The sequence below is a fragment of the Aquamicrobium segne genome (genome assembly GCF_042656785.1).
GTDB lineage: Bacteria > Pseudomonadota > Alphaproteobacteria > Rhizobiales > Rhizobiaceae > Mesorhizobium > Mesorhizobium segne.
In genome coordinates this window covers 131,058-153,672 of the sequence record NZ_JBHSLL010000012.1, presented here as the reverse complement: position 1 = coordinate 153,672, position 22,615 = coordinate 131,058, and the positions used below count along the sequence as shown (strand labels likewise).

At 56.6% G+C, this 22,615-nt stretch carries 21 protein-coding genes; all 21 read right to left on the bottom strand.

From position 1 onward, the window contains the following. Positions 1–154 precede the first annotated feature (154 nt). Positions 155–1,243: a magnesium/cobalt transporter CorA gene (corA, locus tag ACFPLB_RS03865; protein WP_378227965.1), complete on the bottom strand. Its 1,089-nt coding sequence runs from the start codon at positions 1,241–1,243 to the stop codon at positions 155–157. Positions 1,244–1,413: 170 nt separating this feature from the next. Next, entirely contained in the window at positions 1,414–2,367 is a 954-nt protein-coding gene (gene truB / locus ACFPLB_RS03860) for a tRNA pseudouridine(55) synthase TruB (protein ID WP_378227964.1), read from the bottom strand. Continuing rightward, complete coding sequence (gene rbfA, locus ACFPLB_RS03855) at positions 2,367–2,771, bottom strand: 30S ribosome-binding factor RbfA (RefSeq protein ID WP_378227962.1); 405 nt, start codon at positions 2,769–2,771, stop codon at positions 2,367–2,369. Before rbfA ends, truB begins: the two co-directional genes overlap by 1 nt. A 115-nt stretch (positions 2,772–2,886) precedes the next feature. Further along, positions 2,887–5,718: a translation initiation factor IF-2 gene (gene infB, locus ACFPLB_RS03850; protein ID WP_378227961.1), complete on the bottom strand. Its 2,832-nt coding sequence runs from the start codon at positions 5,716–5,718 to the stop codon at positions 2,887–2,889. Next, positions 5,715–6,365, bottom strand: a complete 651-nt coding sequence (locus tag ACFPLB_RS03845; protein ID WP_378227959.1) for an RNA-binding protein — start codon at positions 6,363–6,365, stop codon at positions 5,715–5,717. The genes infB and ACFPLB_RS03845 overlap by 4 nt, the downstream gene beginning before the upstream one ends. Positions 6,366–6,397: 32 nt before the next feature. Further along, on the bottom strand, positions 6,398–7,990 hold the full coding sequence (gene nusA, locus ACFPLB_RS03840; RefSeq protein ID WP_378227957.1) for a transcription termination factor NusA: 1,593 nt from the start codon (positions 7,988–7,990) through the stop codon (positions 6,398–6,400). Positions 7,991–8,029: 39 nt separating this feature from the next. After that, complete coding sequence (gene rimP / locus ACFPLB_RS03835) at positions 8,030–8,695, bottom strand: ribosome maturation factor RimP (protein WP_378227956.1); 666 nt, start codon at positions 8,693–8,695, stop codon at positions 8,030–8,032. Between the two features lie 153 nt (positions 8,696–8,848). Next, the gene (gene trmB / locus ACFPLB_RS03830; RefSeq protein ID WP_378227955.1) at positions 8,849–9,553 is read right to left on the bottom strand and encodes a tRNA (guanine(46)-N(7))-methyltransferase TrmB; all 705 of its coding nucleotides are present in this window, start codon (positions 9,551–9,553) and stop codon (positions 8,849–8,851) included. Positions 9,554–9,571: 18 nt separating this feature from the next. Continuing rightward, a complete protein-coding gene (gene metK / locus ACFPLB_RS03825) occupies positions 9,572–10,837 on the bottom strand; it encodes a methionine adenosyltransferase (RefSeq protein WP_378227954.1) in 1,266 nt (421 codons plus the stop codon). Positions 10,838–10,987: 150 nt separating this feature from the next. Next, complete coding sequence (locus ACFPLB_RS03820) at positions 10,988–11,410, bottom strand: helix-turn-helix domain-containing protein (protein ID WP_378227953.1); 423 nt, start codon at positions 11,408–11,410, stop codon at positions 10,988–10,990. 161 nt (positions 11,411–11,571) lie between these two features. Beyond that, a complete protein-coding gene (gene lnt / locus ACFPLB_RS03815) occupies positions 11,572–13,164 on the bottom strand; it encodes an apolipoprotein N-acyltransferase (RefSeq protein WP_378227952.1) in 1,593 nt (530 codons plus the stop codon). A 66-nt stretch (positions 13,165–13,230) separates the two neighbouring features. Beyond that, positions 13,231–14,304 (bottom strand): hemolysin family protein, encoded by a 1,074-nt coding sequence (locus ACFPLB_RS03810; protein ID WP_378227950.1) that lies wholly within the window; start codon positions 14,302–14,304, stop codon positions 13,231–13,233. A 27-nt stretch (positions 14,305–14,331) separates the two neighbouring features. Then, positions 14,332–14,826 carry an rRNA maturation RNase YbeY gene (ybeY, locus tag ACFPLB_RS03805; protein WP_378227949.1) on the bottom strand — a complete coding sequence of 165 codons (495 nt, stop codon included), beginning with the start codon at positions 14,824–14,826 and terminating at the stop codon, positions 14,332–14,334. Positions 14,827–14,853: 27 nt separating this feature from the next. Next, positions 14,854–15,852 carry a PhoH family protein gene (locus ACFPLB_RS03800; RefSeq protein ID WP_378227948.1) on the bottom strand — a complete coding sequence of 333 codons (999 nt, stop codon included), beginning with the start codon at positions 15,850–15,852 and terminating at the stop codon, positions 14,854–14,856. 134 nt (positions 15,853–15,986) lie between these two features. Then, positions 15,987–17,363: a tRNA (N6-isopentenyl adenosine(37)-C2)-methylthiotransferase MiaB gene (gene miaB / locus ACFPLB_RS03795; RefSeq protein ID WP_378227947.1), complete on the bottom strand. Its 1,377-nt coding sequence runs from the start codon at positions 17,361–17,363 to the stop codon at positions 15,987–15,989. Between the two features lie 28 nt (positions 17,364–17,391). Then, on the bottom strand, positions 17,392–18,198 hold the full coding sequence (gene olsA / locus ACFPLB_RS03790; RefSeq protein WP_378227946.1) for a lyso-ornithine lipid O-acyltransferase: 807 nt from the start codon (positions 18,196–18,198) through the stop codon (positions 17,392–17,394). A 15-nt stretch (positions 18,199–18,213) separates the two neighbouring features. Continuing rightward, positions 18,214–18,708, bottom strand: coding sequence for a GNAT family N-acetyltransferase (locus ACFPLB_RS03785; RefSeq protein WP_378227945.1), 495 nt, complete (start codon positions 18,706–18,708; stop codon positions 18,214–18,216). A gap of 24 nt (positions 18,709–18,732) precedes the next feature. After that, the gene (gene tsaB, locus ACFPLB_RS03780; protein WP_378227944.1) at positions 18,733–19,422 is read right to left on the bottom strand and encodes a tRNA (adenosine(37)-N6)-threonylcarbamoyltransferase complex dimerization subunit type 1 TsaB; all 690 of its coding nucleotides are present in this window, start codon (positions 19,420–19,422) and stop codon (positions 18,733–18,735) included. A 32-nt stretch (positions 19,423–19,454) separates the two neighbouring features. Then, positions 19,455–19,880 carry a GlcG/HbpS family heme-binding protein gene (locus tag ACFPLB_RS03775; protein ID WP_378227943.1) on the bottom strand — a complete coding sequence of 142 codons (426 nt, stop codon included), beginning with the start codon at positions 19,878–19,880 and terminating at the stop codon, positions 19,455–19,457. Between the two features lie 68 nt (positions 19,881–19,948). Then, on the bottom strand, positions 19,949–22,108 hold the full coding sequence (locus tag ACFPLB_RS03770; RefSeq protein ID WP_378227942.1) for a malate synthase G: 2,160 nt from the start codon (positions 22,106–22,108) through the stop codon (positions 19,949–19,951). A 62-nt stretch (positions 22,109–22,170) separates the two neighbouring features. Beyond that, positions 22,171–22,611, bottom strand: coding sequence for a D-aminoacyl-tRNA deacylase (gene dtd / locus ACFPLB_RS03765; RefSeq protein ID WP_378227941.1), 441 nt, complete (start codon positions 22,609–22,611; stop codon positions 22,171–22,173). Between the last annotated feature and the right edge of the window lie 4 nt (positions 22,612–22,615).

Genomic DNA, 22,615 nt, shown 5'->3' with positions numbered 1-22,615 from the left:
CAACAAAAAGCCAGCACGGAATGCGCATGGCTGACCTGCAAACCCTATGGATTAGAGCATTTTGCAGTCAGATGGAATCATCTGACGTTGCACAAATGCGATTAAAGCAAGAGTTTAGAGCATTTCATCCGCTACCGGGAAAACAAGAAATGCTCTAAAGCCACTTTTTCCATTTGAAAAGGCCAAACAGCGCAGCCGCAATACTGATCATGAACAGCAATGCGGCCGGATAGCCATAATAACTGCGCAGTTCGGGCATGTTCCACGGCGACAGATCAGGATCGAAATTCATTCCCCAGACCCCGACCAGAAAAGTCAGCGGAATGAAAATGGTCGAAACAATGGTCAGCAGAGAAATCACATCATTGGTGCGCGCCTGCGCCAGCGAAAGATGAACCTCGATCAACCCGGTCAGGGTGTCGCGCTGGATCTCCACCAGTTCAATCATCCGCATGGCATGATCCAGCGTATCGTTGAGGAATATCTTTGTCTCACGCATCACGAATGGATCATCATTGCGGATAAGTGCCGCCAGCGCATCACGCAATGGCCATAAAATACCTTTCAGGCCCATTATTTCACGGCGCAAGCCATGCAAGTCCTGCATCGGTTTTTTATGCGTGCCATCAAGAATGCTTTCCTCAACCTTTTCAATCTTATCGCTGAGCATTTCAATCGGTGTAAAATAGCTGTCCACCACCGCATCGATCAGCGCATAGGCCAGATAATCTGCCTTGCGTTCGCGCAACCGGTTTGGCCCTTCAGTTGCAACATGGCGGCGGATCGGATCGAAAGGATCACCGGGCTGATCCTGAAACGTAATGACGAATTTCTCACCGAAAAAGATCGAAATCTGCTCATAATGTAAGAGGCTGGCCTGATCGGGCACGCGCAGCGCTACAAAAACATAATCATCAAAAAACTCCACCTTTGGCCGCTGGCCGGAATTGACCACATCTTCCAGCGCAAGCGGATGCAGGCCAAACTGACGGCCAATCTCTTCAATCAGGGCAACATCGGCAAGTCCTGCGCAATCGAGCCAGATCACCGGCCATTTGTCCCGATTGCCGACAATGTCAGCCATGGTGGCGTGATCGATGCTGTGATGGCGGTCAGGAGCAATCAGCGTCAGGCGCAGATGTGTGGGATGTGCCAAAGGATCAGCGATCAGCGTTCCGGGCGGTGCGCCAACCGGGATGTGCTGTCTGCCCCGCCGATGTCGCCCCTTGCCTGACTTTGCCATGCTTGCCTCTCGCTTACCGCACAGAATGCGGCAAGTTTAGCTGCTTAGAGCGCCCTGCGTCCAATCGGACGCACAAAGGACGCTCTAACACTTTGAATAAGCATCGGAATAATCCGAAAATCGATTCCACTTTTCGGTCCGATGCTCTAAGCCATCAGTTCAAGAACGGCTCAATTTGTAAAAACACGCTTGGGTTTGAACATGCCCTGTTCAATGGCGCCAATGGCAACAAGCTGGCCACGCGCTGTAATGCAGGCCTCATCTGCCTCTACCGGCGCATCACGTCCGCGAATGACAACCGGATTGCCCAGCCGGATACGATGGGCTGCATCATCGCCAACCGGCACCTGCGGCAGGCTTTCAAGAGCCGCCAGCGTCTCAACCACAAGCTGATCGATGGCGGCAAAACGAACGCCGGGCGCCCGTTCCTCGCCTTCTTCAGGTGGCGGCGGAATGGCTGCCTCCAGTTCTGCCAGCGTAACCAGATCATCTGCGGTGAAAGGATAGACTTCGGTGCGACGCAAATTGGCGATATGGCCATAACAGCCCAGATCACGCCCCATATCGCGGGCAAGCGAGCGCACATAAGTGCCTTTGCCGCATTCGATCTCAAACAGGGTTTTGTCTGCTTCATGAGAGATGATATCGAGACGCCCGATCTCCACCTCACGCGGCGGAATATCCACCACGGCTCCCTCACGCGCCATATCATAGGCACGCTCACCGGCAATCTTGATGGCTGAAAACTGCGGCGGGATTTGCAGGATGACGCCGGTATATTGAGGCAACAGCGCCTGCACATCCTCTTGCGAAGGCCGTTTTTTGGAAGTTTTGGTGACCGGGCCTTCAAGATCATCGGTGGAGCGCTCCTCGCCCCACGCCACGGTAAAACGGTAGATTTTTGCGCCATCCTGAACATAGGGAACGGTCTTGGTCGCCTCACCCAGCGCAATCGGCAACATGCCCGAAGCCAGCGGGTCAAGCGTTCCCGCATGACCGGCCTTTTCTGCCTGAAACAGCCATTTGACCTTGGAAACAGCCTCGGTCGAGCCAAGCCCCACCGGCTTGTCCAGCACCACCCAGCCGGAAACCGGCCTGCCTTTTTTCTTGCCCCGGCGCGCCACTATTCTTGATCCTCATCGTCTTGAGCAAGATCACGCGCAACCTCCGGCGAATGGAGAAGTTCATTGATCTTCTGGAAATTGTCGTAACTGGTATCCAGCCGAAACCGGAATTCGGGCATATATTTCATCTGCTTGAGTGCTGGCGACACACGCCCGCGAATAAAGCGCGCATGTCTGTTTAATGCAGCCACCACCGCATCATCATCCTTTGCGCCAAGCGGGGCGACAAAAACATTGGCGATCTTCAGATCGGGTGACATGCGCACCTCCGAGACCGAAATCACCGTTGTCTCGACAAGATCATCGCGAATTTCATCACGCTGAAGCAATTGGGCCAGCGCATGACGCACCTGTTCACCAACACGCAACATGCGTTGCGAGGGGCCTTTGCCAATATTGGACATATTTTTTAACCTTCAACATGCAAGGCCGGAATTGGACCGAACCCTGCCTGAAACTGCAAAAAGAATGGCGGCCAGAAAAGAAGGCCGCCATTCACCAAGTCTTTATGGTAGCCGCTTACAGGCTGCGCGCCACCATCTCCACGCGGAAACATTCGATGATGTCGCCTGCCTGAATGTTTTCGTAGTTCTGGAACGCCATACCGCATTCCTGACCTGCTGGAACCTCAGGCACTTCGTCCTTGAAGCGCTTCAGTGTCTTGAGCGTGCCTTCATGGATGACCACATCATCGCGGATCAGGCGCACGCCTGCCCCACGCTCGACCCGGCCCTCGCTGACGCGGCAACCGGCGATCTTGCCCACCTTGGTGATGTTGAACACCTCAAGGATTTCGGCATTGCCAAGGAAGGTTTCGCGACGCTCCGGCGAGAGCATGCCCGACATGGCATCCTTGATGTCGTCAATCAGGCTGTAGATCACATTGTAATACCGGATCTCGATGCCAGCCGCCTCGGCAGCCTGACGGGCCTGCACATTGGCGCGCACGTTAAAGCCGATAATGACTGCGCCGGACGTTTCAGCCAAAGACACGTCGGTCTCGGTAATACCACCGGCAGCCGAATGCACGATACGCACCCGCACCTCGTCAGTGCCAAGCTCGTCGAGCGCAACATTGATCGCCTCGACAGAACCGGACACGTCACCCTTGATGACCAGCGGGAACTCCTTGAGATTACTGGTCTGCATCTGCGTCATCATCTGCTCCAGCGAGCCACGCTGACCGGCATGTTTTGCAGCCGCCTTGTCACGCGCCACGCGCTGGCGATATTCAGTGATTTCACGGGCCCGGGCCTCATTATTGACCACGGCAAAGCGGTCACCGGCACGCGGTGTGCCCTGCATGCCCAGAATTTCAACCGGCATGGAGGGGCCAGCCTCTTCCACCTGCGCGCCAACATCATTGACCAGAGCACGCACCCGTCCCCACTCATTACCGGCGACAAGAATATCACCAGGCATCAAGGTTCCGGTCTGCACCAGAACCGTGGCAACCGGGCCACGGCCCCTGTCAAGCTGTGCTTCGATCACCACACCTTCGGAGGTGCGGTCGGGGTTGGACTTCAGGTCAAGAATTTCAGCCTGCAGCAGGATCGCCTCAAGCAGCTTGTCAAGACCAGCACCCGTCTTGGCCGAAACCTCAACGTCCAGCACCTCACCGCCCATGGATTCGACGAACACCTCATGCTGGAGAAGCTGGGTGCGTACCTTTTGCGGATCGGCAGTCGGCTTGTCGATCTTGTTGATCGCCACAATGATCGGCACATTGGCTGCCTTGGCATGGCTGATGGATTCGATGGTCTGCGGCATGACGCTGTCATCGGCAGCCACCACCAGAATGGCGATATCGGTTGCCTGCGCACCACGCGCACGCATCGCCGTAAAGGCGGCGTGACCGGGCGTATCGATGAAGGTGATCTCCTGACCATCCTTTTCCACCTGATAGGCGCCGATATGCTGGGTGATGCCACCGGCTTCACCTGTCTGCACCCTGGCCTGACGGATTGCATCAAGCAGTGAGGTCTTGCCGTGGTCGACATGACCCATAATGGTCACGACCGGCGGGCGGGAGACCAGATCTTCAGGATTGTCGGCAATATCAAAGAGACCTTCTTCAATATCGGCCTCAGCCACACGCTTGACGGTATGACCAAATTCGGTGGCCACCAGTTCAGCCGTGTCGGCGTCAATAATATCGCCGGGCTTCATCATCTGGCCCTGCTTCATGAAGAACTTCACGACATCCACAGCACGTTCAGACATGCGCTGCGCCAGTTCCTGAATAGTGATGGTTTCCGGCAGGGTAACTTCACGCATGACCTTTTCGCGCGGCTCCTGATGCATGGCCCGCTTGAACTTTTCCTGACGCCGACGCATCGCAGAAAGCGAACGGGCGCGGGAATCACCATCTTCCGAAGACAGCGCACTGGTCAGGGTCAGCTTGCCACGACGGCGCGTCTCGTCGCCCCTGGTGCGGGTCGGACGTGCAGGCTCCGGCGTCGCAATACGGCGCGACGGAATGCCTGCAGCACCTCCACTGCGTCTGGCTGTTCTTGCCTCGTCCCCATCCTCACCGGCAGCAGAAGCAGCCGGAGCACGACGACGCGCTTCTTCTTCAGAACGACGGCGTGCTTCAGCTTCAGCCTGAAGGCGCGCCTCTTCTTCAGCCTGGCGGCGTGCAGATTCTTCACGCTCGCGCTTGCGCAGTTCTTCTTCAGCCGCACGGCGGCGGGCCTCCTCGGCAGCGCGGGCACGATCTTCCATCTCACGCGACTGCGCGCCTTCAAGCGCACGACGGCGGGCTTCCATCTCATCGCGCGACAATTCGTTCAACACCATGCGACCCGGCCTTGGCGCGGAGCGCTGTGCCGGTCCCGGCGAGCGCGGCTGTCTTGACGCTCCGCGCGCAGCAGATGCAGCCGGTGCAGGCGTTGCGGGTGCAGGCGTTGCGGGTGCAACGGCTGCTGGCGCAGCAGGTTTTGGTGCAGGCTCGGCAGATGCCACGGGTGCCGGTTCTGCGGGCGCAGGCGCAGGCGCTGGTGCGGGTGTTGATGCAGGCGCTGGTTCTGCAGATGCAACCGGCGCTGCGGGCGGTGGCTCAACCCGAGCCGGTGTCACCGGTGCAGGTGTTGCTGCCACTGGCGCAGGCGCAGGTGCAACTGGTGCAGCCGATGCCGGTGCAGGTTCAGCAGGCTTTGGCGCAAACACGGAAGGCTCCGGCTTTTCACCGGGAATATTGAACCTGCGCTTCTTGGTTTCGACAACGACCGACTTGCTGCGCCCATGCGAGAAGTTCTGGCGCACAGTTCCCTGCTCCAGTCCCGAGCGCTTCAGCGTCAGCGTCTTCTTCGGTGTCACGCTCAAAGTCTTGTCGTCTTTCGTATCGCTCATTCCCAATCCTCTGCGGCATCATCCTGGCTGGCGAGCGCCGCAAGCATCGCCAGATCGTCCGGGGATCCGCCCCGGTAACGGTCGAGCGCAACCATGCGCTTCTGAACCGCAGCACCCGCGTCGGACGCGAGAACGGCTGCATGTATCACATTTGTGCCCCCTAATGCCAAACCCAATTCTGCTTCGGGGAAAAGTTTATAGGCGCGCACTGCCGGGCCGCCCAAATGCACTGTCGCGCGCCGTGCCTGGCTGATCTTGCGAATGCCATCATCGGCAGCTTCCTCGGCATGAAGCACCAGAAGGGCTGTGCCGTTGCGCACAGCGTCTTCCACCTTGGTTGCGCCAAAAACAACTGCACCGGCCTTGCGGGCAAGCCCCAGCATTCCCAGAACAGAACGGGCAAGCAGCCGATCAACCAGCGCTCCCAATTCCGGCGGGACGTCAACCCTGGCCCTAAAACCTCGTGAAAACAGATTTTTTGCCGCCGCCTGATCTACATGTAGGCGATCAGCGCTCACCCAGCAACCACGGCCGGGTAAATTCCGCTTGAGATCGGGAACGACGATCTGATCCGGACCGACAACGAAACGGATCAGATCATCCGCTTCAGCAGTCTTCCTCGTAACGATACAGGTACGATCGTTCATATCCGGCAAGTGCTGTCCCGATCCCCATCACATTACGCTTCGACATCGGCATCAGCCTCATCAGAGGCCTCAACGTCGTCCGCGGAAATCCAGCCAGCCATATGGCGTGCTGTCATGATCATCTGTTCAGCCTCGACATGGGAAATGTCATGATCGGCCAGAACGCCCGGATAGATCTTGGTCTCACCATCCTTGCGCTCGCGCCAGCCAACCAGATCGTCGGCGGCATAGCCTGCAAAGTCCTCAACCGTCTTCACCCCGTCTTCACCCAGCGTGACCATCATGGCTGTGGTTATGCCCGGGATCTGACGAAGCTCATCCTCAACGCCAAGCTCCTGACGCTTTGCATCATGCTCGGCCTCGATGCGCTCCAGATATTCACGGGCGCGCACCTGGATTTCAGCAGCGGTTTCCTCATCGAAACCGTCAATGGTCGAAATCTCATCGCTTTCGACATAGGCAACTTCTTCAACGCTGGTAAAGCCTTCCGAGGCCAGCACCTGACCGACCATCTCGTCAACGTCGAGCGCCTCCATGAACAGGCCGGAGCGTTCCACAAATTCTTTCTGGCGACGATCGCTTTCTTCATGCTCGGTCAGAATATCGATGTCCCAGCCGGTCAGTTGCGAGGCCAGACGCACATTCTGGCCACGGCGGCCAATGGCCAGCGAAAGCTGATCGTCAGGCACCACCACCTCGATACGCTCGGCATCCTCATCCAGCACCACCTTGGCCACTTCCGCAGGCTGCAACGCATTGACGATGAAGGAGGCAGCCGAAGGCGACCATGGGATAATGTCGATCTTTTCGCCCTGAAGCTCGCCGACCACCGCCTGAACGCGGCTACCGCGCATACCCACACAGGCGCCAACCGGATCAATGGCCGAATCACGTGAAATGACGGCAATCTTGGCGCGCGAACCCGGATCACGGGCCACCGACTTAATCTCTATAATGCCGTCATAGATTTCCGGCACTTCCATGGTGAACAGCTTGGCCATGAATTGCGGATGGGTACGCGACAGGAAAATCTGCGGACCCCGCTGTTCGCGGCGCACATCATAGACATAGGCGCGCACCCGATCGCCATATTTGTAAATTTCGCGCGGAATCAGCTCATCACGGCGGATAATGCCCTCACCCCGGCCCAGATCGACAATGACATTGCCATATTCAACCCGCTTGACCGCGCCATTGACGATCTCGCCAATGCGGTCCTTGTACTCGTCATACTGGCGATCGCGCTCAGCCTCACGCACCTTCTGGACAATGACCTGCTTGGCCGACTGGGCGGCAATGCGGCCAAAATCCATCGGCGGAAGCTGTTCGGCAATGAAATCGCCAAGCTGGGCATCAGGATTGCGCTCACGCGCTGTCAGAAGCGCGATCTGGGTGGCGTAATCTTCCACCCTCTCGACAACTTCCATCAGCCGCTGCAACTTCATCTCGCCCGTTTGCGGGTTGATGTCGGCGCGGATATTGGTCTCTTGACCATAACGCGAACGCGCCGCCTTCTGGATCGCATCGGCCATGGCGTCGAGAACGATCTGCTTGTCGATCGTCTTCTCACGAGCGACCGCGTCAGCGATCTGAAGCAGTTCAAGCCTGTTTGCGCTTACAACCATGTTTTTCTCCCTGAACCGGGCCGCATCTTTAGCGACGGTTCAATTCGCTTCGTGTTCGTTTTCGTCTTCAGCACCGTCTTCAAACGCCGCGTCAGCATCATTCTGATGCTTTTTTGCATCCTTGCGGGCACGGTTGTCCCTCGACAGCGCATCGCGAATGAGATCATCGGTAAGGATGAGACTTGCTTCGGCAATCACATCAAAAGGCACGCGTATTGCCGCCTCTTCGCCCTCGACAGACGTATCGCGCAAAATCACGACACTTTCATCATCTGCCTCGGTAATCCGGCCTTTGAAACGCTTGCGCCCGGCAACAAGAGCTGATGTCTCGACCTTCGCCAGATGACCAAGCCATCTGGAAAAATCGCTTTTGCGCACCAATGGCCGGTCAATCCCCGGCGACGACACTTCCAGATGATAGGCCTTTTCGATGGGATCGTCGACATCAAGTGCGGGAGAGACGGCAAGGCTGACCTCTTCGCAATCTTCAACCGTCATGGTGCCATCATTACGCTCGGCCATGATCTGAAGCGTCAGCCCGTTCTGGCCGGAAAGCCGCACCCGCACCAGTCGAAAGCCAATGCCGCGCAACACCGGCAAGATGATGGCGGCAATGCGCGCATCAAGACCGCTTTCACGGATGATACGATCATCTGCACCTTCATGCTCGGTGTGTTTCCCACCGGATATTTCGCTTGACGACATGTGCTACCTGATCTGAAGGTCAGCATCTAACAAAAAAGAGCGGGACCGGCTGGACCCACTCTTCGTCATACCGACCAAGAATTTGAGGTCTATATAAACGAAATATGGATTGGGTTCAATAGCGCGCCGCATCCATGCAAGACAGCCCGGATTTCAGCGACGCAGAAACGTCAGATAGGCCGGAGGGCGCCCCTCACGCACAGCCTTGGCCTCATAGCGGGTCCCCGGCCACCCCTCATAAGCAAGATGCCAGTCTGTTGCGGCCTGCGCCTGCCATTCAAATGCAGAATGGGCGCGACAGTGCAGCAAGGTCCAGTTGACATAGGTATCAATATCGGACGCAAAGCGGAAACGCGCCCCGGGCTTGAGCACACGGGCAAAACGGTCGAGATTGGCCATATTGACAAAACGCCGCTTCCAATGCCGCTTTTTGGGCCAGGGATCGGGATAAAACAAATCTATTCCGTCCAGCGAACCGTCAGGCAGCCAGTCGAGCACAAAGGTTGCATCGTCATCAAACAGCCGCAGATTGACAAGCGGCTGACGCTCCAGCGCAGCAGTCATCTTGGCCATGCCGTTGACGAAAGGCTCCACGCCGATAAAGCCTTCATCAGGATGTGAGCCAGCCTCATGCCGCAAATGCTCTCCACCGCCAAAACCGATTTCCAGCCGTACAGTTTTCACCGGCACTGAAAACAACAGGCGCAGATCAGCCGGTGCAGGATTTGCAAGATCAAGCCCCAGAGTTTCAAGCCCCATGGTCAGGGCTTCAGCCTGCCTGCCGCGCAAGGGTTTGCCCTTGCGCCGCCCGAAAAAGGCTTCGCTGGTACGACCAAAACCGGCTTTGGGGACAGACATTATACCAGTTACTCTCACTCAGTTCGAAACAGCCTGCTTAAGCGCCTTCACCAAATCAGTCTTTTCCCACGAAAACGACCCATCCCGGCCGGGCTTTCGACCAAAATGACCATAGGCAGAGGTGCGGGCATAGATCGGCTTGTTGAGATCAAGATGCTGACGGATGCCGGTCGGCGACAGGTCCATGACCTGACGCAGCACCTCTTCCATACGCGCTTCCTTAACCTTGCCGGTGCCATGCAGATCCACATAGACAGACAAGGGCTGCGCAACACCGATGGCATAAGCAAGCTGGATCGTACAGCGATCCGCCAGATCTGCCGCCACCACATTCTTGGCAAGATAGCGCGCAGCATAGGCGGCAGAGCGATCCACCTTGGTGGTATCCTTGCCCGAAAAAGCCCCGCCACCATGAAGGGCGGCCCCGCCATAGGTATCGACAATAATTTTGCGCCCGGTAAGGCCCGTATCACCATCGGGTCCGCCGACAACAAATTTGCCGGTCGGATTGATGTACCAGTTGCAATCATCGGCAATTTTCAATCCATCCAGCGCCTCGTGAATATAAGGCTCCACAACCTGGCGCACCTTGGTCGAATCCCAGCTTTCATCAAGGTGCTGGGTTGAAAGAACGATCTGCGTCGCCTCGGTGGCCTGGCCATTCTCGTAGCGGACAGTGACCTGGCTTTTGGCATCGGGACCAAGTTGTCCCACATCGCCCTCGCCCTTGTGACGGGCTGCGGCCAGCAATTCGAGTATTTTATGACTGTAATAGACCGGCGCCGGCATCAGATCGGGCGTTTCGCGGCAGGCATAGCCAAACATGATACCCTGATCGCCCGCACCTTCCTCACCCTGGCGGTCGGCAGCATTATCAACACCTTGACCAATGTCAGGCGACTGGCCATGCAACAAGACATCGATCTTCACTGTTTTCCAGTGGAACCCGTCCTGCTCATAGCCGATAGCCTTGATCGCCTTGCGTGCAGCGGCACGAAATTTTGTCGGATTGATCAGCGCATGGCCAGAAGCGTCGTTTAGAATATGGCCCTGCTTGTCCTTTTTCAGAAGCGAATCAGGAACCCGCACTTCACCGGCAATAACGACCCGATTGGTGGTCGCCAGTGTTTCACAGGCAACTCGCACCTTCCACGGGTCCATGCCGCTTTTTTTCGCCTCGCGATAAACGAGATCGACAATTTCATCGGATATACGGTCACAAACCTTATCAGGATGCCCTTCGGAAACGGATTCCGAAGTAAAAAGATAGTTCTGGCGGCTCACGGGATGTCCCCTCTGGAAATACCGGAGTTTTTCCCCCCCGGCATAGCATGGATACAGCGCGCAAAGTGTTAGCGGTGCAGCGCGCTGCTCGTCAAGCTATGGTCGGGAATTTGGTAAGCGGACCTTTTACCGCAAGGCTTGAAAGCCTGCTTATGCACTGCCCTCGTCGTCAGCCAGGGATTTGACAAGTTCCAGAATACGGCGGCGCACTTTGGGGTCACCGATCTTGACGAAGGCACGGTTGAGCTGAATGCCTTCCGTGCTGGAATAAAAATCCATCATTGAGGTCATGGATGAATCTTCAGCCAGACCACTGGCGGATGTGTCTTCGCTGTTCGGGGCATTTTCAAAGAAAAACGCTGGAGGCACTTCCAGAAGTGAGGCAATGGCCTGCAAACGGCTGGCGCCAACGCGGTTGGTGCCTTTTTCATATTTCTGAATCTGCTGGAAGGTAATGCCAAGCCCGTCGCCCAGCTTTTCCTGGCTCATACCCAGCATGTTGCGTCGCATTCGGATGCGTCCGCCAACATGTGCATCGATGGGATTCGGTGTCTTCTTGGGTTGTTGCGCCATTCTTTTTTCGCCGAAATTTCTTCGGCATTCCTCCAATCCCGATCGCAGTCATTATTATTATGCCAGCCTATCATAAGACCTGCAAAGCACGGAAACCTATTATGAAATCCCCGTTTTTATATAATGTATCTTATGCAATGCAAATTCTGAATATATGAATATCAACTCATTCGTAGGCCACGCCTTACATTCACGACAACCATGGCCACCGCAAGCACGAACCATAAAATTACGCCAATTATACGACGGGCGCGATCATTTATGGTTTCCATATGGTAAAGGGGCAGGCGCGCATCAATGATGCCTGCCATATTCACAGCCAAGGCATCAACCACCTCGCCACGCTGCTCAATCACGCCTGAAATGCCGGTATTGGCAGCCCGCAACAACGGCTTGCCGTTTTCAACGCTGCGGATCTGCGCCTGCCGGAAATGCTGGTAAGGGCCGGCAGTGTTTCCAAACCACGCATCATTGGTCACATTGACCATCAGGGCGGCAGCATTTGAATCATGGGCTACCAGTGCCGGAAATATGACCTCATAGCAGATGAAGGGTGTAATTTTTGTACCATTGGGCAGCGCAATATTCTTGCGAAAAGCTCCTGCCTCGAAATTCATCGGCCCCGCAACAAGCTGTTCCACGCCAAAGGACGCAAACAAATCGGCGAACGGAATATATTCACCAAACGGCACCAGATGCACCTTGTCGACGGCATCAACGATTTCGCCACGATCATCAATGGCGATCACCGAATTGTAATAGCGCGGCCGCCCGGCCTGCCCTGCTGCCGCCTCTTCACGCACAGCCCCCGCAATCAGCAATTGCCCTTCCTCCAGCATTTGGCCAATTGCCGATAAAGCGTCGGGACGATCGGTAAACAAAAACGGCACAGAGGTTTCGGGCCAGATAATCAGTTGCGGTTTTTCTTCACCTGCCGCAGGCGCTCGTGACGACAATTCAAGCAGCGAGGCAAAGATACGCTCGCGCACCTGCCCGTCCCACTTCTCGCTCAAATCGATATTGGGCTGAACAATACGCACGCCAATAAAATCATTGGTCTGCGGTCGAGCTTGCGTAAGCTGGTAGTAGCCAAAGCCTAAATGCGCACTCACCAAAACAGCAAGCAGCACCCCGCCAAAGCGTCGGCTTGAATGATCAATGATGACAGCAGGCAGCGCAAAGGCAAGCACGGCAAGCATGTTCATGCCCTCCATGCCCACAACGGAAACGCTTTGCATTAAAAGAGGTATGGGCATGGCTGCATAGCCGATGGCGTTCCATGGAAAGCCGGTCAAGACAAAGCCGCGCAGCCCTTCTGCAAGACCAAAACCGAGTGCAAGCGCCACGACCCGGCCAATGCCGCTGCTCCACAGGAGACGGGCAAATGCTGTGGCCAGCCCATAGAAAAAGGCCAGCAGCAGCGGAATGCCAACCATGGCGAAGGGCAATGCCCAGGCAAAATTTTCAGCTTCAACCAGAAGTGCGGTCCCGATCCACCACAGGCCGCCCAGAAAATAACCGAAGCCAAACCACCAGCCGATTGCAAAGGCTGGCTTCAACGGACCGAACCGGCTGCCCGCACCATCGCCGGTTGCGCCATCCAGCAACCAGACAAGCACAGGAAAAGAGACAAAGCAGGCCGCTATAAAATCATAAGGAGCCAGAGCTAAAGTTGCAAAAGCTCCGGCAAGGAAGGCGACCAGCGCCCGCCGCCATCCCCAAAGCAGCACTATCTGGTCGGCAAGGCGTTGCATGGACCCTTCCGATCAATTCGAATCGCAAGACAAGTTACGGCATCAGCCCCCAAAACGGGACCCATATCAGGATTGTTCGGCACGAACCACACGCTTGCGGCGTTCGCCCTTGGCAAGCTGCACGATCCGCACACGCTTGATGCGGCGCGGGTCGGCATCAAGCACATGGAATTCAAAACCCGGTATGGCCTGCACCACTTCACCACGCGCTGGCACACGGCCCAGCGTATTGAAAATCATGCCGCCAATCGTATCGACCGATTCGCCATGCTCGCCGGGGGCAAAATCCTCGCCAACCATGGCCTGAACCTCTTCAATCTCGGCCTTGCCATCGACGACCAGCACCCCCTCACCCGCCTTTGTTATCAGCGGGGCCTCATCATCATGCTCGTCTTCAATATCGCCGACGACCATTTCCACAATATCCTCCAATGAGGCCAGCCCGTCAGTGCCGCCATATTCATCAATGACCAGCGCCATCTGAATACGGGCGGCCTGCATGCGTCCCATAAGATCGGAGGCCAGCATGGAGGGGGGCACAAACAATACGGGACGCATGAGGTTGAGTTCGGCAATGGTGCGGGTCAGATCGACCTGGGCCAGATCAAGCGGCTCGGGAGGCGCTGGCTTGCGCGTGCTGCGCCGTTTCTTGCCGCGGGCGCTGCGGGTGATATAGCCAAGCAGATCGCGGATATGAACCATGCCGCGCGGATCATCCAGCGTCTCGAAATAGACCGGCATGCGCGAATGACCGGACTGTTCAAACACAGACAGAAGTTCAGCCAAGGTGGTGCCGCTCTCGACGGCTTCAATATCGGCGCGCGGCACCATGACATCTTCAACGCGAACCTCGCGCAGCCGCAATATATTGTTGAGCATCGCCCTTTCACCGGGCGAAAACCCTTCGGCTTCCGTATGTGTCTCGGCCAGCGCATCCACGATTTCCTCGCGCAGATTGCCGCCGTTTTTAGGCTTGAGCAGTGAAATCAGTTTCTGGAAAAAGCCCGGACCAATTGGCGCGGCATCAGCTTGCGCAGCGCCGCTGGCGATACTCCTACTCGGATCCTCGTCAGAATTCTCGGGCACATCCCGAGAAGGGCCTGCCTCATGATCATGGGCAGTATGGGGCGTATCGTTCATGGCCGTCCGGTCAGGTTTTCAATGTAATTATGCATAAGGATCGGGAATGGCAAGTCTTGCCAGCACTTTGCGCTCGACATCTTCCATCTCTTTTGCCTCTTCATCCGTCTCATGGTCATAGCCAAGAAGATGCAGAAAACCATGAACCAGAAGATGGCTCAGATGATTTTGAAACGGTTTGTTTTCCTGCTCTGCCTCGCAAGCAATCGTCTCAAAAGCCAAAACAATGTCGCCCAGCATCGGGGGCTGAACACCAGCCTGCCCTTCAAAAGCTGGAAAAGACAAAACATTGGTGGGCTTGTCCTTGCCGCGCCAACCGGCATTCAATTCACGAATGTGGGTATCATCACAAAACACCACGCTCAATTCGCTGCGCCCGCGCCAGCCCGGCTGCAACTGAGCCAGCACCGCTCCCACAGCCTGTTTCACCAGCAGCAGCAGTTTTTCTTCAGGCGGCCAGTCACCAGCTTCGACCAGCAGATCGATTTCAACAGGCAGCGCCTCACAATTATTTTCAGACATGGCCCGATCTTCAAACATGGCGGGCCGTCAGCCCTCCAGCCCGCGCGCGACCATGCCGTCGCGATCATAGGCCCTGACGATTTCGGCCACCAGCGGATGGCGCACGACATCGGCATCGTTAAAGCGCACCGTCACCACCCCAGAAACTCCATCCAAAACCCGCAGCGCCTCCACAAGCCCGGATTTCGTATTGGGCGGCAGGTCGATCTGGCTTGGATCGCCGGTCACGATCATGCGCGAATTTTCACCAAGACGGGTCAAAAACATCTTCATCTGCATGGAAGTGGTGTTTTGCGCCTCATCAAGAATAACCGCAGAATGGGCAAGTGTGCGCCCGCGCATGAAGGCCAGCGGCGCAATCTCGATCACACCAGCGGTAATGGCCCGCTCAACCTTGTCGCCGGGCATCATGTCGTAAAGCGCGTCATAAAGCGGACGCAGGTAAGGATCGACCTTTTCCTTCATATCGCCCGGCAAGAAGCCCAGCCGCTCGCCTGCCTCCACCGCCGGACGCGACAGGATGATGCGCTCGACCATGCCGCGCTCCAGCAGCATGGCGGCATAGGCCACAGCCAGATAGGTCTTGCCGGTGCCTGCCGGCCCCACGCCAAACACCAGTTCAGAGCGCTCCAGCGCCCGCATATAGGCGTCCTGATTGAGCGAACGGGCGTAAATCGTCTTCTTGCGCGTGGCAATCTGTGCAGCAGAAACCTTGCCTTTGCGCTCGCCTTTGCGCTCCAGTGTGGGCAAGACAAGCTGATCATCGGCCACCATGACCATGCGCACCGCCCCGTCAACATCCGACTGGTTGATCTCGGCGCCTTTTTGAAGAATCTCATAGAGGCTGTCCAGCGCCCGGCGCGCCTGCTCGGTCGCCAGTGCCGGACCACGAATGGTGACCTGATTGCTGCGTGAGCGTATATCGACACCCAGCTTCTGCTCCAGACGCGCCAGATTCTCATCGAACTGGCCGTAAAGCGCTCGCGCAAGCTGGTTATTATCGAATGTCAAAACGATATGCGCCATGTCTGACGCCCCCACTGGGTCGTCGCGGGATGGACCGTCAGAGAGCGTCCCCTCAGGGTCTGAATTCACTATCTCGGTTGTGCTCAACCGTCTCTCCAGATCTGCCCGTGCCGGGTCAAGAGGGTCTTTGGCCATCAGACCGGTTCGGCAAACAGGCTGTTGAAACCAGTTTTCGTGATTCGCACGTCAATAATGTCACCGATTTCAGTGACTTTTTCATCAACAATCACCGGCTGCAACCAGGGTGAGCGCCCAACCTTCTGCCCCGGCTGGCGGCCAGGCTTTTCAATCAGTGTCGATAGGGTACGCCCGATCATGGAGGTGGTGAAGGCCTGCTGCTGTTCGTTCAAAAGCGCCTGAACCTGTTGCAATCTCTCATTCTTGACCTGCTCATCGACATGGCCATCCATGGTCGCGCCGGGAGTGCCGGGGCGTGGCGAATATTTGAACGAGAAGGCCGATGCGTAAGAAACATCACGCACAATCTGCATTGTCGCTTCAAAATCGGCCTTTGTCTCACCGGGGAAGCCGACAATAAAATCGCCCGACAGGGCAATATCTTCGCGGGCATGGCGGATTTTCTCGATCAGGCGCAGATAATCGGCAGCCGTGTGACGCCGGTTCATCGCCTTCAAAATGCGGTCGGAACCCGACTGCACCGGCAGATGCAGATAAGGCATCAAGGCGTCCAGATCGCGATGGGCGGCAATGAGGGCATCATCCATATCGCGCGGATGGCTGGTGGTGTAGCGCAAACGGGCAAGGCCCGGAATTTCCGCCAGCCGAAACAGCAATTGCCCAAGCCCCCATTCGGAACCGTCCGGGCCTTCACCATGCCAGGCATTAACGTTCTGACCCAACAACGTGACCTCACGCACCCCCGCATCGGCCAGCCGTTCAGCCTCGGCCACGATCTGGGCAACCGATCGCGAGACTTCCGAACCGCGCGTATAGGGCACCACGCAAAAGGTACAGAATTTGTCGCAGCCTTCCTGAACGGTCAGAAAAGCTGTCACACCACGCTTTGCCACATCCGTGCGCCGCAAGCGCGGCAGGCGCTCGAATTTATCTTCAATGGCATATTCCGTCTCAACGACCTTTTTACCCGTGCGCACTTTCTTCAAGACATCGGGCAAACGGTGATAGGTCTGCGGACCAACAACCAGATCAACGGCCGGGGCGCGGCGCAGAATTTCATTGCCTTCCGCCTGCGCAACACAGCCGGTGACACCAATGACCAGTTCGCCACCAGCACTTTGGCGCTCAAGCTTCATGTCGCGAATACGGCCAAGTTCAGAATAGACTTTTTCAGCAGCTTTTTCGCGAATATGGCAGGTATTGAGCAGCACCAGATCAGCGTCTTCAATGGTTTCAGTCGCCACATAGCCATCGGCAACCAGCGCATCGGTCATGCGCTGTGAATCATAGACATTCATCTGACAGCCATAGGTTTTTACAAAAACTTTCTTCGGCATGTCTTTTTCGGTGGTTGCGGTCGCTATATGTTCCATTTCCGGGCTTCTACCAGCAAAATGAGGCTTAATCCATGGCTTTACTCAAGGGCAGATGCAGACTGGCAAAAAACAGTGCCTCCACCCGCTCCTCCACCTGCCTGGCAATCTGTTTGCGATTGTCACCGGCCCTGAACATGACCGGCTCGCCAAACGAGATTTCCACATCCAGTGCTCCCGTTTCCAGCAGCAACCTTGCGTGGGGGCCAAGATCCTGATCGCCGATCCAACTCACCAGCGGGCGAAAGCGACGGCCAAGCGGCATTCCATGCAAGCGCGTATAGGCAATGGCCACCGGCTGGATGGCAACCTCGTCCACAACCCCTTCTGCAACCGCCATGGTGGCGGCGCCAAACAGCGTGCTCTTGAACGGCAGCAGCAGATTGCCATCGCCGGTCGTGCCTTCGGCAAACAAAACCATGGCCTGTCCCTTGACCAGCCGTTTTGCGATCTCGCCTGCCTGATCACCGGATTTGCGGCGCTGCTCGCGCTCGACATAGACCGTGCGCTGCAGGCTGGATAAAAACCCCACCAGCGGCCAGCCCTGCATATCGGCCTTGGCGATGAAGCAGACATCGGCAATGGCGCCTAAAGCCGGAATATCGGTCCATGAAATATGATTGGCAGCAATCAGCAAGGGCCGGTTTTGCACAGGCGCGCCTGTCACTCGCACCCGAATGCCAAGCGCCCGCAAAATAGCGCGATGCCAGATTTTGAGGATAAAAGTCTCACGCCACAGCCCGGTTTTCATGGAAATGACCTGCAGCGGCACCAGCAGCAGCGTCGCAGCCAGCGCGTAGCTTGATGCCAGAACAATCCTGAAGCGGGCCGCCATCTGTTTTCAACACCCTCAGCGCAGGTCGCGGCGCATGACCAGCGCCCCGGTCGGGCCTTTTTCAGTCGACTGATAATAATTGGGGCGCTTGCCCACTTCCAGAAAACCAAGCCGCCGATAAAGCGCCAGAGCCGGCGGGTTGGTTTCATCTACCTCAAGAAACAGCGCATCGGCGCGGCGTGTATGAAGCTCACGCAACACCGCATCCATCAATTGCCAGCCCAGCCCGAAACCACGGTGAGCGCGCGCCACCACAATGGTCAGGATTTCAGCCTCACCTGCCGCCAGCCGTGCCAGCACCAGCCCAACGGGCGCCTGCGCACCCTTTCCCACTTGGCGTGCGGCAAAGCCAAAGACAGTCTCTTGCCGCAGCAGGGCGGTAAATTCCTCATCCGTCCATGGCCGACTGAAACCTTCCGCATGAAGATTGGCAGCCAGCGCGCCATCATCGGCCAGCAGGGGTTGCAGCGCATAGTCCCGCCGCAAGGCTGAAAGGAATGGTATGCGCATCTGGAGTAGCCCTCCTGCCTGCCCTCATGAACCGGTGCGCGGCAAGACAAAGCCTGCCTGTGGTTTTGCATCGGCTTCCCGCAGATAAAGCGGCCGGGGTTTTTCACCAGCATCTTTTAATGTGGCCAGACGCGCATAGGTGGCAATATCTGCCGTTGCCTTCGGCAGAACCACATCCAGGCCCGCCGCTGCCGTATCAGCTATGTTTTGTGCAGCAGCTCCGGCGAGAACCGCATTATTTTCCACGGCAAGCCGCACGGCCTCTTCAGGTGAGATTGCAGCCGGACCAAACAGTAAATTGTGTCTTGCATCAAAAAGGGCAGTATGGATTTCGCCACGCCCTCCATCAAGAAGGGCAAAAATTTCTTTTTCAGGAAAGTCTTTTGCCGCTTCTGCCGCCAGGGCTTCCAGCGTATTGACGCCAAAGGCGGGAATGTTCAGCGCCAGCGCCAATCCACGCGCTGTCGATACTCCCACGCGCACACCGGTAAATGAGCCGGGGCCGACCGAAACAGCGATTCTATTAAGATCAGCAAAATCTTTGCCTGCCTTTTCAAGCGCTGCATCAATGACCGCCATCAAATGTTCGGCGTGGCCCTTGCCCAGATCACGCACCTCACGGCCCATTTCAATGCCCGCTTCCCGATCCTGATGAGCATGATAAACGCAGGCCGCGCACAGGCTGGCTGAACAATCAATGGCAAGAATGATCATATGATGCGTGCTCGCAAGAGGTGGATTGAGCCTTATTTTTGCATAAATCCTGCCGCTTCAATTCCTGCAAAGGCGCATAATTCATCATTGTCAGATGTGTCGCCGGTAATACCGACCGCGCCCAGGATTTCACCTGCACTGTCCTTGATCAGGACACCGCCGGGAACCGGAACGATGCGACCACCCGAAACGGCATTCAGCCCTTCGATAAAGTGCGGGCGATCCTTTGCCATCGGCTCAAGCGCGCGCGAATCCATGCCAATGGCCAGCGCCCCATAGGCTTTGCCTGCTGCAATTTCATAACGCAGCATGGAAGAGCCATCCTGCTTCTGAAATGCTTTTGGATGGCCGCCCGCATCGAGCACCACGACCGTCAAAGGCTTCATGCCTGCCTCTGCCGCCTTTTTAAACGCAGCTTCAATCAGTGTGTTGGCAGCAGCAAGAGTTAGTTTTGTCACTTAAAGTCTTCTCCCAAAAACATTATGCAATGGCCGCGCTGGCTGTTGACCAGCGCAGCCAGCCCATCTTATCGGCCAAGCCTTGCCTTGAGTTCAAGGCGGCGCTTGTGCAGCAGCGGCTCGGTATAGCCGCTTGGCTGTTTTGCCCCCTCAAACACCAGATCGCATGCAGCCTGAAACGCAATTGAAGCCTCAAAATCAGGTGCCATGGGCCGATAGAGCGCATCACCCTTGTTTTGCGCATCAACCACGGCCGCCATGCGCTTCATGGTTTCCATCACCTGTTCTTTGCTGCACACGCCATGACGCAGCCAGTTTGCCATATGCTGTGAAGAAATGCGCAGCGTGGCGCGGTCTTCCATCAACCCGACATCATTGATGTCGGGCACTTTGGAGCAGCCGACACCCTGATCGATCCAGCGCACCACATAGCCAAGGATGCCTTGCGCATTATTATCCAGTTCGTGCTGAATATCTTCTGGCGTCCAGTTTGGCCGCACCGCAACCGGAACGGTCAACAAATCCTCCAGCCTTGCCTTGGCACGGCTGCGAAGCCTGGCCTGCACGGCTTGAACATCAACCTGATGATAATGGGTGGCATGCAGCGTGGCGGCCGTGGGCGAAGGCACCCATGCCGTATTGGCCCCGGCCTTCGGATGCGCAATCTTCTGCTCCAGCATGGCTTCCATCAGATCAGGCATGGCCCACATGCCCTTGCCGATCTGCGCATGGCCGGAAAGACCGCAGGCAAGGCCGGTATCGACATTCCAGTTTTCATAGGCCCCGATCCATGCAGCCTGCTTCATATCGCCCTTGCGGATCATCGGACCAGCTTCCATGGCAGTGTGGATTTCATCGCCCGTGCGATCAAGAAAGCCGGTATTGATGAAGGCGACACGCTGCGAGCCGGCACGGATGCACTCCTTGAGGTTGACGGTGGTTCGCCGCTCCTCATCCATGATGCCCATCTTGACCGTATTGCGCTTCATGCCGAGCAGATCTTCCACCCGATCAAAAATCTCGACGGCAAAAGCCACTTCTTCGGGGCCATGCATCTTGGGCTTGACCACATAGATGGAGCCGGTGCGGCTATTGGCGCGACGCCCCTTTTCACCCACATCATTGAGCGCGATCAGCACGGTCAATGCCGCATCCATGATGCCTTCAGGAATTTCCGAACCATCCTTGAGCAGGATTGCCGGATTGGTCATCAGATGGCCGACATTGCGCACCAGCATTACCGAGCGGCCCGGCAACACCAGTTGGCCACCATCAGGCGCGGTATAGCTGCGGTCCGGGTTGAGGCGACGGGTAAAGGTCTTGCCATTTCTGGTGATGTCTTCGCTCAGATCCCCCTTCATCAGGCCGAGCCAGTTGCGATAGACGACAACCTTGTCTTCGGCATCGACCGCAGCAATGGAATCTTCGCAATCCTGAATGGTGGTAAGGGCGGCTTCAAGCACCAGATCGGCAATGCCTGCCTTGTCATCCTTGCCGATGGCGTTGTCGCGATTGATGACAATCTCGACATGCAGGCCATTTTTCTTCAAGAGAACAGCAGAAGGGGCTGACGCCTCACCGCGATAGCCTGCAAATTGCGCCGGATCAGCAAGACTGGTTGCGCCAATAAAAAGCTTGCCATCCTTGACAGCAAGCACGCCTGCATCAACCCAGGAACCTTCCTGCAAGGGCGCGCTTTCATCAAGAAAATTGCGCCCCCAGGCAATCACCTTTGCACCACGCACCGGATTATAGTCTTTGCTTTTTTCGGCCCCGTCAGCCTCGGAAATGGCGTCGGTGCCATAAAGCGCATCATAGAGCGAACCCCAGCGCGCATTGGCGGCATTGAGCGCATAGCGCGCATTCATCACCGGAACGACAAGCTGCGGGCCAGCCACTTGAGCTATTTCAGGGTCAACATCTGTTGTGGTCACCTGAAAATCGGGACCTTCCGCGACCAGATAGCCAATGTCGCGCAGAAATTTCGTGTAGGCTTCCAGATCATCAGGTGCGCCATGATCGCGGTGCCACTGATTAATTTTTTCCTGAAGGGACGCACGCTTTTCCAAAAGCGCCCTGTTCTTCGGCGTCAGATCATGGGCAATCTCTGACAGGCCCGCCCAGAATACTCCCGCATCGATGCCGCTACCAGCCAGCGCTTCATTGTTCACAAAGTCATACAGCACCTTTGCGACATGCAACCCGGAAACTTCAATGCGATCCGTCATTTCTGATAAACCTCCACTCAGAGATATTGCGGCCAGATAGCTCCATCCAGCCGCAAACCATTTCAGCGCTCGCTGTCGAGCCAGATTGTCACCGGTCCATCATTGACCAGCGACACTTTCATGTCGGCCCCGAAAACGCCATTGGCAACCGTCACGCCATGTGAGGCCACTTCCGCCGAAAAATGCTCGTAAAGCCGCTTGCCCTCATCAGGGGCTGCCGCTGTTGAAAAGCCCGGTCGATTGCCCTTAGTTTCGGCTGCAAGCGTGAACTGGCTGACCACCAGCGCATTGCCGCCAATATCCAGCAGCGAGCGGTTCATGCGGTCCTGTTCATCGCGAAAGATACGCAAATTGACCAGCTTGCGCGCCAGCCATTGCGATTGCGCTTCCCCATCGCCCTGCATGGCGCAAACCAGCACCAGAAGCCCGGAGCCAATCTCGCCCGTCACCTTGCCATCAACGGTGACGCGCGCTTCAGTAACACGCTGAACAAGTGCACGCATAAGT

Coding starts and splice junctions, on each gene's coding strand:
- corA (WP_378227965.1), bottom strand. CDS start 1,243: ATGGCAAAGTCAGGCAAGGGGCGACATCGGCGGGGCAGACAGCACATC.
- rbfA (WP_378227962.1), bottom strand. CDS start 2,771: ATGTCCAATATTGGCAAAGGCCCCTCGCAACGCATGTTGCGTGTTGGT.
- infB (WP_378227961.1), bottom strand. CDS start 5,718: ATGAGCGATACGAAAGACGACAAGACTTTGAGCGTGACACCGAAGAAG.
- ACFPLB_RS03845 (WP_378227959.1), bottom strand. CDS start 6,365: ATGAACGATCGTACCTGTATCGTTACGAGGAAGACTGCTGAAGCGGAT.
- nusA (WP_378227957.1), bottom strand. CDS start 7,990: ATGGTTGTAAGCGCAAACAGGCTTGAACTGCTTCAGATCGCTGACGCG.
- rimP (WP_378227956.1), bottom strand. CDS start 8,695: ATGTCGTCAAGCGAAATATCCGGTGGGAAACACACCGAGCATGAAGGT.
- trmB (WP_378227955.1), bottom strand. CDS start 9,553: ATGTCTGTCCCCAAAGCCGGTTTTGGTCGTACCAGCGAAGCCTTTTTC.
- ACFPLB_RS03820 (WP_378227953.1), bottom strand. CDS start 11,410: ATGGCGCAACAACCCAAGAAGACACCGAATCCCATCGATGCACATGTT.
- lnt (WP_378227952.1), bottom strand. CDS start 13,164: ATGCAACGCCTTGCCGACCAGATAGTGCTGCTTTGGGGATGGCGGCGG.
- ACFPLB_RS03810 (WP_378227950.1), bottom strand. CDS start 14,304: ATGAACGATACGCCCCATACTGCCCATGATCATGAGGCAGGCCCTTCT.
- ybeY (WP_378227949.1), bottom strand. CDS start 14,826: ATGTCTGAAAATAATTGTGAGGCGCTGCCTGTTGAAATCGATCTGCTG.
- ACFPLB_RS03800 (WP_378227948.1), bottom strand. CDS start 15,852: ATGGCGCATATCGTTTTGACATTCGATAATAACCAGCTTGCGCGAGCG.
- miaB (WP_378227947.1), bottom strand. CDS start 17,363: ATGGAACATATAGCGACCGCAACCACCGAAAAAGACATGCCGAAGAAA.
- olsA (WP_378227946.1), bottom strand. CDS start 18,198: ATGGCGGCCCGCTTCAGGATTGTTCTGGCATCAAGCTACGCGCTGGCT.
- ACFPLB_RS03785 (WP_378227945.1), bottom strand. CDS start 18,708: ATGCGCATACCATTCCTTTCAGCCTTGCGGCGGGACTATGCGCTGCAA.
- tsaB (WP_378227944.1), bottom strand. CDS start 19,422: ATGATCATTCTTGCCATTGATTGTTCAGCCAGCCTGTGCGCGGCCTGC.
- ACFPLB_RS03770 (WP_378227942.1), bottom strand. CDS start 22,108: ATGACGGATCGCATTGAAGTTTCCGGGTTGCATGTCGCAAAGGTGCTG.
- dtd (WP_378227941.1), bottom strand. CDS start 22,611: ATGCGTGCACTTGTTCAGCGTGTTACTGAAGCGCGCGTCACCGTTGAT.